Raw genomic sequence first — 14701 nt, forward strand, 5'->3', positions numbered from 1 at the left:
GTGGCGTTCACGGAACTTTGTTCTACTCCGAGAACGGTAACGGAACTTTGTTCTACTCCGGAGAACTACGGGAAGCATGGCTGACATTTTCGCGCGCGTCGATGGCGACCGCGTCCTCGCCGATCTCAACGCGCTGCGCGCCATCGGCGCCTACAAGACCGGCGTTCACAAGCCGACTTTCTCTGAACCCCATCTGCGCTCGCTGGCGTGGCTGGTGCAACAGCTTCCTGAGGCCGGCCTCACGGGCGAGATCGACGGAATCGGCAACGTGCTCGGCACCAGCACGAAAAGCGGGCCGAAGCTGCTGGCGGGATCGCATCTGGAAAGCCAAAACCACGCGGGCTGGCTCGATGGACCGCTCGGCGTGGTCTATGCGCTCGAAGCCGCGCGCGTCATCAATCCCGACCCGAATATAAAGGGTGCCGTCGAAGTGGCGGCGTGGTGCGACGAGGAAGGCCATTTCGGACACTTCCTCGGCAGCCGGTCCTATGTCGGTGGCGTCACCGAAGCCGATATCGACGCCGCGCGCGATCGCAACAATGGCAGGAGCATGCGTGACGCGCTACGCGACGCGGGCCTTGCCGGCCGCGCCCGCGCGCGGTGCGAACAAGGGCGGCATACCGGCTATCTGGAAGCCCATATCGAGCAGGGCGAAGCACTGGAAAGCAGCGGCCTCAAGATCGGTATCGTCACGTCCATCGTCGGGATATGGCAATACCGCATCACCTTTACGGGCGAACAAAACCACGCCGGCACCACGCGGATGGCCATTCGCCGGGACGCCGGCCTCGCACTCGCCAGATTTTGCGTCGATATCGACAATCGTTTCCCCGCCGCCTGCGGCCCGCGCACGGTGTGGACCACCGGCCGCATCGCGCTCGACCCCGGTGCGCCCAGCATCATCCCGGGAGCGGCGGAAATGCTGTTCCAGATTCGCGACGATGATCCTGCCGTGATTGCGCGGCTGGAGGAGCTGCTCCACAGCATGGCCGCAGAGGTCAACGCCCAAGGCCGCTGCGCCGTCGCGGTGGAGCGCATCCGCACCGGGACGCCCGCGCGGATGGATGGCTCGTGCCAGCAGGCCATCGAGGCTGCCAGCTCAGCTTTTGCCGATGGCAAGTCGCTCCGCATGCCGAGCGGCGCCGGTCATGACGCCCAGATTCTCTCAACCGTTATGCCGGCCGGCATGCTGTTCGTGCCCTCGATCGGCGGCATTTCGCATCACTGGACCGAGAACACCGCCGACGCCGACATCATTACCGGAGCGGAGGTCTTTGTTGACGCCTGCCGGCGGCTGTTGGCGCAATGAGGCGACGCGAGATGCGACATGGTTGCTGAAACCAGGCCGGCCTATTCGATCAGGGACATTCCGGCCAGCGTATGGGTGCTGGGCTTCGTCTCGATGCTGATGGACATCTCGTCGGAGATTATCCACGCCCTGCTGCCGATCTACCTGGTCTCGGTCCTCGGCGCATCGATGGTGACGGTCGGCGTCATCGAAGGCATCGCCGAGGCGACCGCCGCCATCACAAAAATATTCTCCGGCGCGCTTTCGGACTGGCTCGGCAAACGCAAATGGTTGGCTGCCATCGGTTACGGCCTCGCGGCCTTCACCAAGCCGGTGTTTCCGCTGGCGCCAACCGTCGGCTGGCTGGTGGCCGCGCGTTTCGTCGACCGGATCGGCAAAGGCATTCGCGGCGCCCCGCGTGATGCGTTGGTGGCCGATCTTTCGCCGGCCGATCTGCGCGGCGCGAGCTTTGGGCTGCGCCAATCGCTCGACACGGTCGGCGCCTTCGTCGGTCCCCTGCTCGCCATCGCCCTGATGTGGTGGACATCGGACAACTTCAAGGCGGTGTTCTGGGTTGCCGTAGTTCCCGCCTTCCTGGCGCTGGCGCTGATCGTCTTCGCCGTGCGTGAGCCGGAGCGGCCGCGGGCGCTGCGCACCGTGCGCAATCCGATCAGCCTGGCCGAGATCAAAAACCTGGGGTCGGCCTATTGGTGGGTGGTGGCGGTCGCGAGTGTGTTTACGCTGGCGCGCTTCAGCGAGGCCTTCCTCGTTCTCCGCGCCCAGAATGTCGGAGTGCCGATCGCGCTCGTGCCCGCCGTGCTGGTGGCCATGAATATCGTCTATGCCCTCGCAGCCTACCCCGCCGGCGTCATCTCGGATCGCATGAACCGCACGGCCGTGCTGGCGAGCGGCATACTGGTGCTGGTTGCCGCCGACATCGTGTTGGCGTTGCTGCCGTCGGTGGGCGGTGTTGCGCTGGGCGTCATTCTGTGGGGCCTGCACATGGGGCTGACGCAGGGACTGCTGGCCGCGCTCGTTGCGGATACCGCGCCGGCCGAGTTGCGCGGCACGGCTTACGGATTCTTCAACCTGCTCGGCGGCGTGGCGATGCTCGCGGCCAGCGTCATTGCCGGCGCACTCTGGGATATCGCAGGGCCGCAGGGCACGTTCCTGGCCGGCGCCGGCTTCGCGCTGGTCGCGCTGGCAGGATTGCTGGTGGTACAGGGCAAGATCGGCCAACAGGCCGCCGCCTGAGCGATGCCGGATTCGGCCAGGTTCCTTGGTGACAAGGAGTCGCGTCTGACTTTCTTGCAAACGGCTGGATTTGCGGCCATTTACGCTCACATGAGGTAAATTTCCGCAGATGTTGTTGCTTCAGGCCCTCCCCACATCGATCGGCGTTGCCGCGATCGCGCCGGCGTTGCTGGTGCTATGGCTTGTTATCGCCGCCGATGAGCGCCCAGGCCCGCCGGTGCGGGTGTGGCTCGCTTTCATCCTCGGCGCGGCCAGCATTTCGCTGTTGGGAATCGCGCGCGCCCCGTTTGCCGCGATCCTTGCGGTGCCTGGAAACCCCTGGATGACACAAGGCCTGCGTTCGATCTTCGGGGTGGCCGCGCCCGAAGAAATCGTGAAGGTCCTCGTGATCATTCTAGTGTCATTGCCGGTGCGCCGCCGCGCGTTTGCCGACCCAATGGACACGGTGGTCTACGGTGCGGCCGCGGGCCTCGGCTTCGCGGCCTACGAAAATCTCGCCTATCTCGTGCAGCACGCCGACATGTGGCGGTCGCTGGCCGCCTTGCGCAGCGTATTGACGGTGCCGTTTCACGGCGCACTCGGCATCATCGCAGGCGCGTATATCGCGATCGCGCGCGCCGGCACCGCGCTGGGTGCGCATCGCCATCATCGCGACTGGGCGCGGATCTCGAGCTGGGCGCTGGCGCTGTTCGCGCCGGTCGCGCTGCATGCGGCATTCGATTTTCCGCTGCTCACGCTACAGAAACATCAAGATCTCGGCCCCGACGCGCGAATGCTGCTGGGGGCGGCGAGCCTGCTCATCGGTTTCAGTTCGATCGGGTTTGCCATACGGCTGATACGGCGCGTCGGCCGCCATCATGCGCCGCGCACCGAAATCGCGCGTGAGCGGCTGAGCCAGTTGCGGCGAATGTGGGCCCTGCTGCTCGCGGGCAGCGGTGCGGGCTTCGCCGGCGCGGCTTTCGTCCTGACCTCGCTTCATCACTGGTTCGTCAATCCGGAGCGCAATGCGTCGCTGCTTCTCATTCCGCTCGGCATGACCTCCATCTTGGTAGGCTTGGCGTTGTTGCTGGCCACGTCGGCTGTCTATGTGTTTGGCCGCAATCGCATCAGAAAGTCCTCGGACGGATTTTCGTCCGCGCCCGAGCCGGGCTGAACGTCATCCCTCAGTCGTTGATCTCGCTTAAAAAGCCAGCCAACAATATTACCCGCAGCCGGCGTACCGGGTATTGGATATTCGGCGCGGCAGGTATCGGGAGTTTCCAATGACCCAAGATATTCCCCCGGACATCGGCAAGCTGCAGTCCGAAATGAATGCCGCGGTGAAAGCGCACTGGAAGGCCTTCCTGTTCGAAGGCATCGTGCTCGCCCTGCTCGGCCTGGCTGCTATGATCGTGCCGCCGCTGGCAAGCCTCGCCGTCACCATCTTCCTCGGTTGGATGTTTCTGATCAGCGGCATTGCCGGGCTGTTCGTCACTTACTGGGCGCGGCAGATGCCGGGCTTCTGGTGGTCGCTGTTTTCGGCGGCGCTCGCCGTTCTAGCCGGCGGGATTTTGCTGGCGCGGCCCGCGCAAGGCGTTCTCACGCTCACCATCGTGGTCGGCGCGTATTTTCTGGCCGAGGGCGTCGTCAGCATCATGTACGCACTGAACCACCGCCGCGAATTGTCGGAGCGCTGGTCCTGGCTGCTGATTTCAGGCGTGATGGACCTCCTGATCGCATTCATCATCATCGCCGGCCTGCCGGGTTCGGCGGAATGGGCGATCGGCCTCCTGGTCGGGATCAATCTCGTGCTCGGCGGCGCGTCACTGGTCGCGGCATAGCGCTCGCCGCGCGCAAGTCCTGATGCCGCCGATTATGGGATGACAAGACCCGCTTGGTGCGCTATAGAGCCCGCCATGATCATGATCGCCGCCAGCAACTTTTGGTATTTTAGCTACGACAGCTCGCTGGCGGTGGGAGGATCGCGCTCAATCTGACGAATTGAAGCCAAGAAGTCCGAACAGCCGCCAAACCTGGCGGCTTTTTTGTTGGCCGGCAGGTTTCCTAGAAACAGGAGCCATAGCCGTGTTGAGCACCACCGACGACCTTCGAATTAGCGAACTGAAAGAGCTGAGTACGCCGCAGGAGGTGATGGGCGAGATACCGCGCACCTTGACCGCGACGCGCGTCGTGATGGCGGCGCGCAATGCCATCCACGCCATCCTGCACGGCACCGACGACCGCCTGCTGGTGGTCGTCGGCCCCTGCTCCGTCCACGATCCCGCCGCGGCCGTTGATTACGCCGAGCGGCTCGCCGCCTTGCGCGAAAAACTCGCCGACCGCCTCGAAATCGTGATGCGTGTCTATTTCGAAAAGCCGCGCACCACGGTCGGATGGAAGGGACTGATCAACGACCCCAATCTCGACGGCTCCTTCGACATCAACAGGGGCCTGCGGCTCGCCCGCAACGTGCTTTCCGCCGTGAACAATCTCGGCCTGCCGGCCGGGACCGAATTCCTCGACATGACGACGCCGCAATACATTGCCGACCTGATGGCATGGGCGGCGATCGGGGCTCGCACGACCGAGAGCCAGATCCATCGCGAGCTCGCTTCCGGTCTATCCTGCCCGGTCGGCTTCAAGAACGGTACCGACGGCAATATCCGCATTGCAGCCGATGCTGTGAAGTCGGCCTCGCATCCGCATCATTTCATGGCTGTCACCAAAGGCGGGCGCTCGGCGATTGCGGCAACCACGGGCAACGAGGACTGCCACATCATCCTGCGCGGCGGCAACAAGCCGAACTACGACCGGGAAAGCGTCGATGCCGCTTGCGTCGAGCTTGTCCGCGCCGGCGTCGCCCCGCGGATCATGATCGACACCAGCCACGCCAACAGCAACAAGAAGCCGGAGAACCAGCCGCTGGTGGTCGCCGACATCGCGCGCCAGATATCGGATGGCGAGCAGCGCATCACCGGCGTCATGATCGAGAGCAATCTGGTCGCCGGCCGCCAGGACGTCGTGCCGGGCAAACAGCTCGCCTATGGGCAGAGCATCACCGACGGCTGCATCGACTGGGAGACGACGGTGTCGGCGCTGAACATGCTGGCTGATGCCGTGGTAACACGCCGGAACGTGCCATCGCGCAGTTTCCGGGAGGAGCGCTCGGCGTAGCCACCCGGGTCGAATGATGGCGAAGTAGGGCGCGATCGGTGCGCCCTGCCCAGCTTCTATTGAAGCTGCACTACGAAGCGTACGCACCCGCGCGACGCCGTCAAAGCTGCGCTAGCAGCAAAAAATTGGCGGGCCTGTGGCATACTTCACACTTACGAAATCGCAGTTCGGAATACTGCTTTGCCGGGACTTCTATTTCGAACGAGGTTTCGATGAAGCAATTTCCGAACAACCAGCAATTTCCCAGCAAACTGAGTGCGGACGACCTGCGCACCTACCGTCGGTGGACTGGCGGCTTGTACCTCACCTATTTGGCCGCGATCATCGTCGCGGTCGGTCTCGTTCTTGCAAATGGACCTGCGCGCGACCTCAGAGCGTCGAACGAAACTCAGATGGCACGCCTGAAAGATGGGCCAGCATCAATCGATATTCCGACAACGGCCAAGCCTGTCACCAAGCGGTAGCGGCCTCAGACCAGCAACTCAAACGACATTTTTTGGAATGGTGTGATGATTAAATTAGTCATTCGATTGATCATGATTGCAGCTTTGATTGTTCCGAACTTGGCAGTTGCCGACGTTGCGCAAACCCCCGTTCAATTTTGCTGGGCGATGGGAAAGTTCGACCATACGATCTACTTTGCCGAAGTCGGGAATCGCGAAGATCGCCAGGCAAGCTTCGACACGCTGCTCGAGATTTCGGGCATCGATCATCACGCGGTGAAATGCACTACCTCAGATTCCGAAACGCATCGTCTGGCGCGTGCGCAGTTGATGAAAGGTTGGTTGGAGTCCGAGTTTGAAATCGTGAACACTACATTCCTGTCAGATCTCGATTACTGACAATTCAGGATGACAAGATCGCGACCGGGGTTGCAGATAAACGACCTGACGCAGTCGTTCCTCGTGTCAGCTTGTGATCTGCGGCTGACGATTCATGCTCATACTTGGTGGCTGTTGTCTCTAGACCTTGTGGAAGTCGGCAGCAAGGCGCGGGGATTCGCTGTACAGCCACTGACGCTCGGTCGGGTTCCAAGTCGCGGCCGAGCTGCTCAAGGCGCGCACTCCCCCCGGAAATCGGTCAGGAACCGAACATCGCGGGCTCGATTAGATGCCTATGATTGAACGAGTTCTCTTCGAGAGCAGCAACGGCGATTTTTGGTTGTTGACGCGCGACCCGGTGTCGAGGATGCCCGCCGTGAAACATCAGCCGAACGTGAGTTCCGGTGGACAAATCTCCTACACGGACATTGGTAAATTTCTCCGAGACGGTGCCAACGGCCCAGAACACCAAGCGCTGCTGAAGCTTATCGGCTCCTTAATCGATGACTAAATGGCATGAGCCAGCCAGCTCTTGACGTGGGACCACAGCACTAGGGTGCTCGCCCCGCTAGAGGCAGTGCTCGGGGGATGCCGACATGGCGATCATTTCAGTTCTGATTGGGGTTCTGGTCATTGTTGTCGTGGGGGCAATTTGTTTTTGGGCTATCGAAAAGTTTGCCCCCGATAGGAAACTAGCAAACCTTCTAAAATTACTGGTTGTGCTCGTCTGCTTAGGCGCGATTGTGCAACGACTGCTGGTCTTGACTTACTAGGTATGCCGCGCAGCTTCATGACGATGCTGACCGGCCGTAACCTGCCGAAGGTCCAGCAGCCGCGGGGAAGCTGAGCCCTCACTCATTGCCCGCGCCCTTTCTTGGCAGGTGGCGGCGGGCCGGGTGGCGCTGCTGCATTCGATCCTTGGAGACTATCCACGCGAGCGGAAAGCCCACCCAACTGTTCCCGAAAGCAACTTACGTTGGCCCTGCTCAGCCGATATCTGCCGCTGTAGACCGCTGATCTGCTCCGCGGCACGTTCCTGTGCTGCCTGGAGCTCTTGGATCGTTTGCTGGAGATTGGCCACAGCATGTCTAGCCGTCTTGTCAGCGATTTCGGCAGCCAGAGACGGCTCAACATTGGGGTGAACAGCCGCTAATGGCGAGGACTCGGATCCGATTCGATTGCTGGCCCAAAGCACTGCCGCAATGGCAACCGCGAGGAGAATAAGTAAAACCCACGGTAGTATGTGGCGCGGTCGTCCTGGCTCGCTGTTGATGCGATTCTTGGGCGTGAAGTCACTCATCATTTGGCTATTAAGCCGACAATGATCGATTAGTTCCCATCAACGGGTGATAGCCGTGGCCGTGGCCGTTCTCGGAATGGCAGGCCGCGATCGAGGCGCTAATGCTGTTGGCGGACTCGGCGGCCCGACGATGTTCGCGCGTCGGTGTCATGAAAGCATTGAACCGGAGCCACGTTCGGGAGTTTAACCTTTCTTGCAAGGACCCTCACTGGGGACGCCGCAAGCTGGCGCGAGATCGATGAAAACGGTCTGGATTTACGTCGATACAAAGAAAAAGGTCGGCGACCGTGACCATCTCAAGGTGTTTGCAAACTCGGACCTCGCCGATGAGTGGTTCGTGGTGAACGATCCAGAAGGCATCGTCTTCGAGTACGAGGTCATAGGCGTTGCAGATGACGAAACCGGGTCGGGACGTCAACGGCATCGCTAGGACAAAGGCCGACCACCACATGAAACTCCCGGGCGTGCGGGCAGTGGCTCCACATGCGCGATCTGGGGCAAGTCAAGCCCGAAATTTAGCACGAGCTTGTTTGGGTTATTACCTGAGATCTTGCGCTTAATCTGCCGCGCAACATTCGCATACGAATGCCTGACATCGACTCGAATAAAAAGCCGGACGCGTCGCAGCCTGGTCCGCCCGAACGTCAAAACATGGTCGAGGAATTGGCCGACAGTAGCGATGCCGGTACGCTACCTCCAGCGCGGCTGGAAGCGGTTTTCCTCGTCGGCGGTAAGCTCGCCAAAGGCGAGACGAAAAGCCGGACGGCTGGTTTTCTCCCGGCGATAGCCGGTTCAGTCATCTTCGCGGACTTCCGACCTGTGAGCCGGTCCGTGAACTAGCAAGCGAAGCGAGCCTTGAAGGATCAATGACCCGGCTGGTGGCCGTCGCCCTTCGAGGGCCGCGCTACGCACGGCCGCCTCAGAGGTGACGGATCCATTGTGTCAGGCTTGCTTCATCATGCCTAGCAGCCGCGGCAGATGCTCTTGATCTTGCGGTCGAGCGCTGCGTTTTCCTTGCTCAGCGGATCGTTCGGATCGTTCAGGTTCTTTTCGCTGGGCACATCGCTGCGGCGGGGCTGCCGGTGTCCGATCGGCGCCTCCGGAATCCCTCCGGCACTCGGGTTGCTCTTTGGCATTGTCGACGTCCCGCCCTGCGCGAACGCAGCAGGCATGCCGATCAGGACCATCAGCGCGACTGACAAGATTGTTCTCTGCATCCTGATTCTCCGCCTTTTAGATTCCTTTATCGTGTCCGTTCGGGCACGTCGATCGTTACGCAGTTTCGCCGTCCCTGGGCAGCACAGTCCTGCGCCTTTCGTACATCGGCCATGGTGCCTAGCAACCAGATTCCGGCGGCCACCAGCAGGACGAAGAAGCCGAGCAGAACGGCGTTTTCGATTCCGCGATGGCCCTCGTCTTCCGGCGGCTCCTGTTTCTCCTCGCCGTCCTCCGTCATCGCCCGATCACGGCTTTGGCGGATAGAGGTGAACGTCTCCGCAATAGTCGACGATACGATACTGCGCTTCCGAGGATAGTTCACATTCCCCGGAACTTGCATGCGACAAATAATTCGGCCCAATCGGCGCCTTTCCATGGCCGCCGGGAATGTCGAGCACGTAATCCGGCTGGCACAGGCCCGAAACGCGGCCGCGCAAGTTGCGCATCAGTTCCCGTCCCTCTGCTATGGTAGTGCGCAGATGCCCGGTCCCCGGCGCCAGATCGCCATGATGCAGGTAATAGGGCTTGATTCGGTTTTCAACAAAGGCCCGCATCAACGCTTCCAGCGTCGCGGCATCGTCATTGACGCCGCGAAGCAGCACCGTCTGGCTCACCAGCGGAACACCGGCGTCGGCCAGCCGCGCGCAGGCGGCGCGGGCCTCGCCCGACAATTCGCGCGGATGATTGGCGTGAACGGCGATCCAGGTCGTTGCGCCGTCAGCTTTCAACGCCCTGATCATGTCGCCATCGATGCGCGCAGGCGCAGCCACCGGCACGCGGGTGTGGATGCGAACGATCCTGACGTGATCGATGGCGGCGAGGTCCGCCATGATCTCAGCCAGCCGCCGTGGCGACAGCATCAGCGGATCACCACCGGTCAGGATGACTTCCCAGATTTCGTTGTTGTTGCGGATATAGTCCAGCGCGTCGCGATAGGCGGCCTCGGACAGCGCCGTTGCCTTGCCGGGCCCGACCATCTCGCGGCGGAAGCAGAAGCGGCAATACACCGCGCAGACATGCACCAACTTGAGCAGCACGCGATCGGGATAGCGATGGACGATGCCGGCGACCGGCGAATGCGCGTCGTCGCCGATCGGGTCGGCATTTTCACCGGGCGCATTCATTAGTTCGAGCGCGCTCGGAATGAATTGCCGCGCGATCGGATCGTCAGGATTTTCCGTGTCGATCAGGTTCGCGATATCAGGCGTCACCGCGATGGCGTAGCGCGCGGCGACCCGCTCGAGGTCGGCGAGATCGGCCGGCTTCGCCAACCCCCGCTCGATGAGATCGGCGGGCTGCCGCAGCGTTGCCAAAAGTTTCGGGTCGATCTTGTTCATGTCTCTCCTGCCGGTGGCGTCCACACCACCTGGTCCACCCGCAGCGCGCCGCTTGCCAGCATCACCAGCCGGTCGAAACCGAGCGCGACGCCGCCCGACGGCGGCATCGCGGCAACCGCTGCGAGAAAATCCTCATCCAGCGGATAGCGCTCGCCGTAGCGCCGCTCCTTCTCGTCCATATCAGCGGCGAAACGGCGGCGCTGCTCGCCGGCATCGGTCAATTCGCCAAATCCGTTGGCGAGTTCGACGCCGCAGGCATAGACCTCAAAACGTTCGGCGACGCGCGGATCGGACGCTTTCGCCCGAGCAAGGGCTGCCTCCGGCGCCGGATATTCGAATAAGACAGTCAAACGCCCCTGCCCCAGATTCGGTTCGACATGCTCGACCAGCACTTTGCTGAAAATATCCGACCAGGTGTCGTCATCGGTGATCCGCACCCGCGGCCCTGCTGCCGCCGCAAGCGCCGCGCGATCGCCCTCGCCATTGCTGATTGTGGCCAACAGATCGATCCCGACAAAGCGGTCGAACGCGGATGCCACCGTCAGCAGTTCCGGCTCGACGAAGGGATCGGCCGTTCTGCCCCGGAACGAAAACTGCCCGATCGCGGTCGCCTGCGCCGCATGTGCGATCACGGCGATGGTGTCGGCCATAACGGAATCATAGCCTGCGTTGGCACGATACCATTCCAGCATCGTGAATTCGGGCAGATGCAGATCGCCGCGCTCGCGGTCGCGGAACACGCGCGCCAATTCGAAGATTTTGGCTTCGCCGGCGGCGAGCAATTTCTTGGCGGCGAACTCCGGCGACGTTCGCAAATAGCGCGTCGCGCGCGTGCCATCGTGGCTGATGATTTCGGTGCGTGGGGCATGCAGATGCGTCTCGTTGCCCGGCGAGACCTGCAGGACGCCGGTTTCCACCTCGGTAAAACCCTGCTCGTCGAACCAGCCTCGCACTGCCCTCGTGATCGCGGCACGCGCTATCAGGAACGGCTTTCGATCGGCATGCCGCGTAGCCGACCACCAAGGCGAGGGCTGGTCGATATCGACCATCACAGGCGGTTCCGAATCCACCGAGCATCCTCCGCGGAGCCGATCAAGGCGATCAGGGGATCGGCAAATATCATTGATATTATTCGACTTTCTTTGCGTTCGACAGGGCGAGCCGGAGGAAGCGGCAAGATCCAGCTCCAGCTCCGTCATTTCATGTCGAAAGACGCCCTCCTTGTCCATTCGCCCGATCGATGTCGCCGCTATCAGCCAAAGCTGCGGATATTCGCGAACCGCTTAAACCATTGCTTTCAAGCCCATCAGCAACGGTCGGCCCATCGTTCAATTGCTTGCCAGACGCGTCACATAACACGGCAAAATCCAGCCATTTGCGGCTTCAAGCAGCTTGCCGGACCGGCCGTAAAACGCTGGCATCGACGGGCAAAATCAGTATGTTGCAGCCCGAAACCGCCTGATTGGCCCTGCGGACACAAATGTCCGGTTCGGCCGAAGGCCAGAAATTCGGGAAAATAGCTTTGAAAGTCATCGCCAGTTCTATTCGCAAGGGCAACGTCATCGAGCAAGACGGCAAGCTCTATGTTGTCCTGTCGGCCGAAAACATCCATCCCGGCAAGGGAACCCCGGTCAGCCAGATCGAAATGCGCCGCATTGGCGACGGCGTGAAGGTGTCGGAACGCTACAAGACCACTGACCAGGTCGAGAAGGCCACCGTCGAGGACCGCAACTTCAACTACCTCTACGAGGATGGAGACGGCTTCCACTTCATGAACGCCGAGACCTATGACCAGGTCCAGGTCTCGAAGGAGATCGTGGGCTCGGCCGCGCCCTACCTGCAGGAGAACATGACCGTGAAGCTGTCGATGCACGACCTGAATCCGGTCGCCATCCAGTTGCCGCAGCGCGCAACCCTCGAAGTTGTGGAGACCGAGCCGGTCACCAAGGGGCAGACCGCGTCTTCCTCCTACAAGCCTGCTATCCTCTCCAACGGCGTACGCACCTCGGTGCCGCCGCACATTGGAACGGGAACACGGATCGTGGTCATGACCGAGGACGGCTCCTACGTCGAGCGCGCAAAGGACTAAGACCGCGCCATAGGCCACGGAGCACACGCCGGGGGGCGATGCATTGGGTACAAAGGCTGTCCGCTTGCTCTCGCGTTGGCGGGCAGCCTTTTGTTTGCTCCCCGCCGGGATATCAGGCGCTTCCGCCAATGAGTTCAGAACGCCGTCGATGTCGGCCGTTCGCGTCGAATGGCGCGCCGTTCTGGATCAGCTTCGCAGCGAGATCAATTCCCGGCCGGCGATCGCACAGCGCTTCACCTTCGCAGGCCAGCGGCGGGTGCCGGCATGGGATCCGCGCGCGACGCCCGCGCTGGTGCAGTTGAACGCGATCAATTCGGCGATGTTCGCCGGAATCGGCCGCAGTCCGGTGCCGGTGCTGCTGCCCTTTGATACCGCGGCCTATCTCGAGGCCGAGGCCGGTGGCACGCGCCACCCGGCGGTGTCACGCCACCAGGCCGGCTTCCGCCCCGTCGATCTGTTTCACGCCGGCCCCTCCGGCTACGACGCGGTGTTTTCGCTGGACCCCGGCGCCGGTGACGGCCTGCCGTCTCGAACTTTCGCCCGTCCGGTCGAGGTGCAGATTACGGGCTCAATCCTGGTCTATGATCTCGCCGATCCGCTCAGCGGCAAGGGCGAGCCGGTCAAGGCGCTGGTGTCGCAATTTCCGGACATGCGCCGTTTCATTCGCGAAGGTTACGTGCGCTACGCCTTCACCCGTTTCGGCGTGCCCTACGTGGTGTCGATCCAGTGCCTCGATTCGGCGCCGCGGGCGCGGCGGCTGGCCTGCCGCGAGGCTTACCCGATTGCCGAGCGCTTCCTGAAGGCGCTGCGCATCTCCGGAGGCCAGCCGGCGCGACCGCGCTTCGACGTGCCCTCCGAGGTTGCTGAACGGCCGGTCACCCTTTCGTCCGACTTCACCTATCGCCCGAGCGGCGACATCATTGCCAACAGCGGCGCGCGCAGGCGCGGCGGCCGCGCCGACCTGATCGCCTATTCGCAGATCCGCTTTCCGCTGGAGAAAGCTCCGGCCCGGGTCAGCTCGCAGCAGTTCACCAAGCGCAAATCCGGCGGCGTCTATCCGTGGCGGGACAATTTTTGCGAAGCCCGCAGTTTCCAGGTCGGCCAATGTGCGGCCGGCTTCGGTCACCAGGGCCAGGACATCCGCCCCGCGCCCTGCCCGCCGAACAGCAGCGCCGACAACGCCTGCCATCCGAAGAAACAGGCGGTCGTCGCGGTCCGCGACGGCGTCGTCATCCGTTCGCTGAAACAACAGGCGGCAACGCTGCAGATCAACACAGGCAACGAGCACATCCGTTTCCGTTACATGCACATGAACCCGTCAGCCATGGATGCGGACGGCATCCTCAACGGGCGCCGGGTCGCCGAGGGCGAGAAGATCGGCGTGGTCTCCAACTATCTCGATTTCCCGAACGGCACGTCGTACCACCTCCACTTCGACGTGCAGGTCTTCACGCGCGACGGCTGGATCTGGGTCAACCCCTACACCACCCTGATCGTCTCCTACGAACGGCTGATCCGCAGCCGCGGCCACGAAATCGGGACGGAGCCGCCAGCCGCCGTCGCGCATGCGTTGTCGAAGGGCGTGCTGCGGCACGTCGCGAGGCGAGCGGAAGGTCGCGCTAACTAATCGCAAACCGGTTCGGTTCGGACGCGATCCTCTCGCCTAAACCGGTATCTAGCGCCCTCGACGCTCAGGCGGCCGTCTTCCGCGCCGGCGGCGTCCAGCGAAACGCCGCGCCGAATCTGTTCCAGACATTGATCGAGGCGACGGCGGAGGTGAGATAGGCGAGCTCCTTCTCGGAGAATTCCGCGCTCGCCTGGGCGTAGACCTCGTCATTGACGCCGTCTGCGAGCAGCGTCAGTGCCTCCGTCCAAGCCAGCGCGGCACGCTCGCGCGCGGAAAACTGCGGCGCCTCGCGCCAGACCACCACGAGGTTGAGCTTGTCGGTGGGCACACCGAGCTTCTCGCCCTCCAGGATGTGGTACTGCACGCAGAAGGCACAGCCGTTGATCTGCGAGGCACGCAGCTTGATCAGCTCGAGCAGTTGCTTGTCCATGCCCGCCTTGCCCGCGACCTGGCCAAGCGCCAGCACCGCCTCGTAGGCGTCCGGCGTCAGCGACATGAAGTCTTTGTATTCCTTGCGGGCGTGCGACATTCTTCCTGCCTTCTGTTGTCAGTACTCCGCTTGATTATAAGAGACCCCGCACCCCGTCCATGGCTAACCGCACCGGCAAAACTGC

17 protein-coding genes and 1 pseudogene are annotated in these 14701 nt (G+C 62.3%); 13 read left to right on the plus strand and 5 right to left on the minus strand.

Going from position 1 to position 14701, the window contains the following annotated elements:
• The first annotated feature begins 76 nt into the window (after positions 1-76).
• The 11 genes and pseudogenes from V1278_RS23120 (at position 77) to V1278_RS23170 (ending at position 8656) form a co-directional block, all read left to right on the plus strand.
• Positions 77-1309 (plus strand): Zn-dependent hydrolase, encoded by a 1233-nt coding sequence (locus tag V1278_RS23120; RefSeq protein ID WP_334382300.1) that lies wholly within the window; start codon positions 77-79, stop codon positions 1307-1309.
• A gap of 18 nt (positions 1310-1327) precedes the next feature.
• On the plus strand, positions 1328-2542 hold the full coding sequence (locus V1278_RS23125) for an MFS transporter (RefSeq protein ID WP_334382301.1): 1215 nt from the start codon (positions 1328-1330) through the stop codon (positions 2540-2542).
• 109 nt (positions 2543-2651) lie between these two features.
• Positions 2652-3695, plus strand: coding sequence for a PrsW family glutamic-type intramembrane protease (locus V1278_RS23130; RefSeq protein WP_334368805.1), 1044 nt, complete (start codon positions 2652-2654; stop codon positions 3693-3695).
• Between the two features lie 109 nt (positions 3696-3804).
• Positions 3805-4385: pseudogene (locus tag V1278_RS23135) on the plus strand (HdeD family acid-resistance protein).
• Positions 4386-4606: 221 nt separating this feature from the next.
• Entirely contained in the window at positions 4607-5695 is a 1089-nt protein-coding gene (locus V1278_RS23140) for a 3-deoxy-7-phosphoheptulonate synthase (protein WP_334368803.1), read from the plus strand.
• 212 nt (positions 5696-5907) lie between these two features.
• Positions 5908-6159, plus strand: coding sequence for a hypothetical protein (locus tag V1278_RS23145; protein ID WP_334368802.1), 252 nt, complete (start codon positions 5908-5910; stop codon positions 6157-6159).
• Positions 6160-6204: 45 nt separating this feature from the next.
• Complete coding sequence (locus V1278_RS23150; protein WP_334368801.1) at positions 6205-6537, plus strand: hypothetical protein; 333 nt, start codon at positions 6205-6207, stop codon at positions 6535-6537.
• 268 nt (positions 6538-6805) lie between these two features.
• Entirely contained in the window at positions 6806-7027 is a 222-nt protein-coding gene (locus V1278_RS23155) for a hypothetical protein (RefSeq protein ID WP_334382302.1), read from the plus strand.
• An 85-nt stretch (positions 7028-7112) separates the two neighbouring features.
• On the plus strand, positions 7113-7289 hold the full coding sequence (locus tag V1278_RS23160) for a hypothetical protein (protein ID WP_156908475.1): 177 nt from the start codon (positions 7113-7115) through the stop codon (positions 7287-7289).
• Positions 7290-8054: 765 nt separating this feature from the next.
• Positions 8055-8246: a hypothetical protein gene (locus V1278_RS23165; RefSeq protein ID WP_035725866.1), complete on the plus strand. Its 192-nt coding sequence runs from the start codon at positions 8055-8057 to the stop codon at positions 8244-8246.
• A gap of 155 nt (positions 8247-8401) precedes the next feature.
• Complete coding sequence (locus tag V1278_RS23170; protein WP_334382303.1) at positions 8402-8656, plus strand: hypothetical protein; 255 nt, start codon at positions 8402-8404, stop codon at positions 8654-8656.
• Between the two features lie 122 nt (positions 8657-8778).
• Here V1278_RS23170 and V1278_RS23175 read toward each other — a convergent pair whose 3' ends face one another.
• The 4 genes from V1278_RS23175 to epmA are packed head-to-tail and all read right to left on the minus strand — an operon-like array spanning position 8779 to position 11420.
• Complete coding sequence (locus V1278_RS23175) at positions 8779-9033, minus strand: hypothetical protein (RefSeq protein ID WP_334368798.1); 255 nt, start codon at positions 9031-9033, stop codon at positions 8779-8781.
• Between the two features lie 26 nt (positions 9034-9059).
• The gene (locus V1278_RS23180; RefSeq protein ID WP_334382304.1) at positions 9060-9272 is read right to left on the minus strand and encodes a hypothetical protein; all 213 of its coding nucleotides are present in this window, start codon (positions 9270-9272) and stop codon (positions 9060-9062) included.
• Positions 9273-9279: 7 nt separating this feature from the next.
• Entirely contained in the window at positions 9280-10371 is a 1092-nt protein-coding gene (locus tag V1278_RS23185) for a lysine-2,3-aminomutase-like protein (RefSeq protein WP_334382305.1), read from the minus strand.
• The gene (gene epmA / locus V1278_RS23190) at positions 10368-11420 is read right to left on the minus strand and encodes an EF-P lysine aminoacylase EpmA (protein WP_334384238.1); all 1053 of its coding nucleotides are present in this window, start codon (positions 11418-11420) and stop codon (positions 10368-10370) included. The genes V1278_RS23185 and epmA overlap by 4 nt, the downstream gene beginning before the upstream one ends.
• Positions 11421-11893: 473 nt before the next feature.
• Between epmA and efp the strand changes: the two genes are divergently transcribed.
• Both efp and V1278_RS23200 read left to right on the plus strand, forming a co-directional pair.
• Complete coding sequence (gene efp, locus V1278_RS23195; RefSeq protein ID WP_028346230.1) at positions 11894-12460, plus strand: elongation factor P; 567 nt, start codon at positions 11894-11896, stop codon at positions 12458-12460.
• 148 nt (positions 12461-12608) lie between these two features.
• Positions 12609-14087, plus strand: a complete 1479-nt coding sequence (locus V1278_RS23200; protein WP_442893743.1) for a M23 family metallopeptidase — start codon at positions 12609-12611, stop codon at positions 14085-14087.
• Positions 14088-14151: 64 nt separating this feature from the next.
• Here V1278_RS23200 and V1278_RS23205 read toward each other — a convergent pair whose 3' ends face one another.
• Positions 14152-14616: a carboxymuconolactone decarboxylase family protein gene (locus V1278_RS23205; protein WP_334368793.1), complete on the minus strand. Its 465-nt coding sequence runs from the start codon at positions 14614-14616 to the stop codon at positions 14152-14154.
• Positions 14617-14701: the final 85 nt, after the last annotated feature.

Source organism: Bradyrhizobium sp. AZCC 1577, from assembly GCF_036924575.1.
Classification (GTDB): domain Bacteria; phylum Pseudomonadota; class Alphaproteobacteria; order Rhizobiales; family Xanthobacteraceae; genus Bradyrhizobium.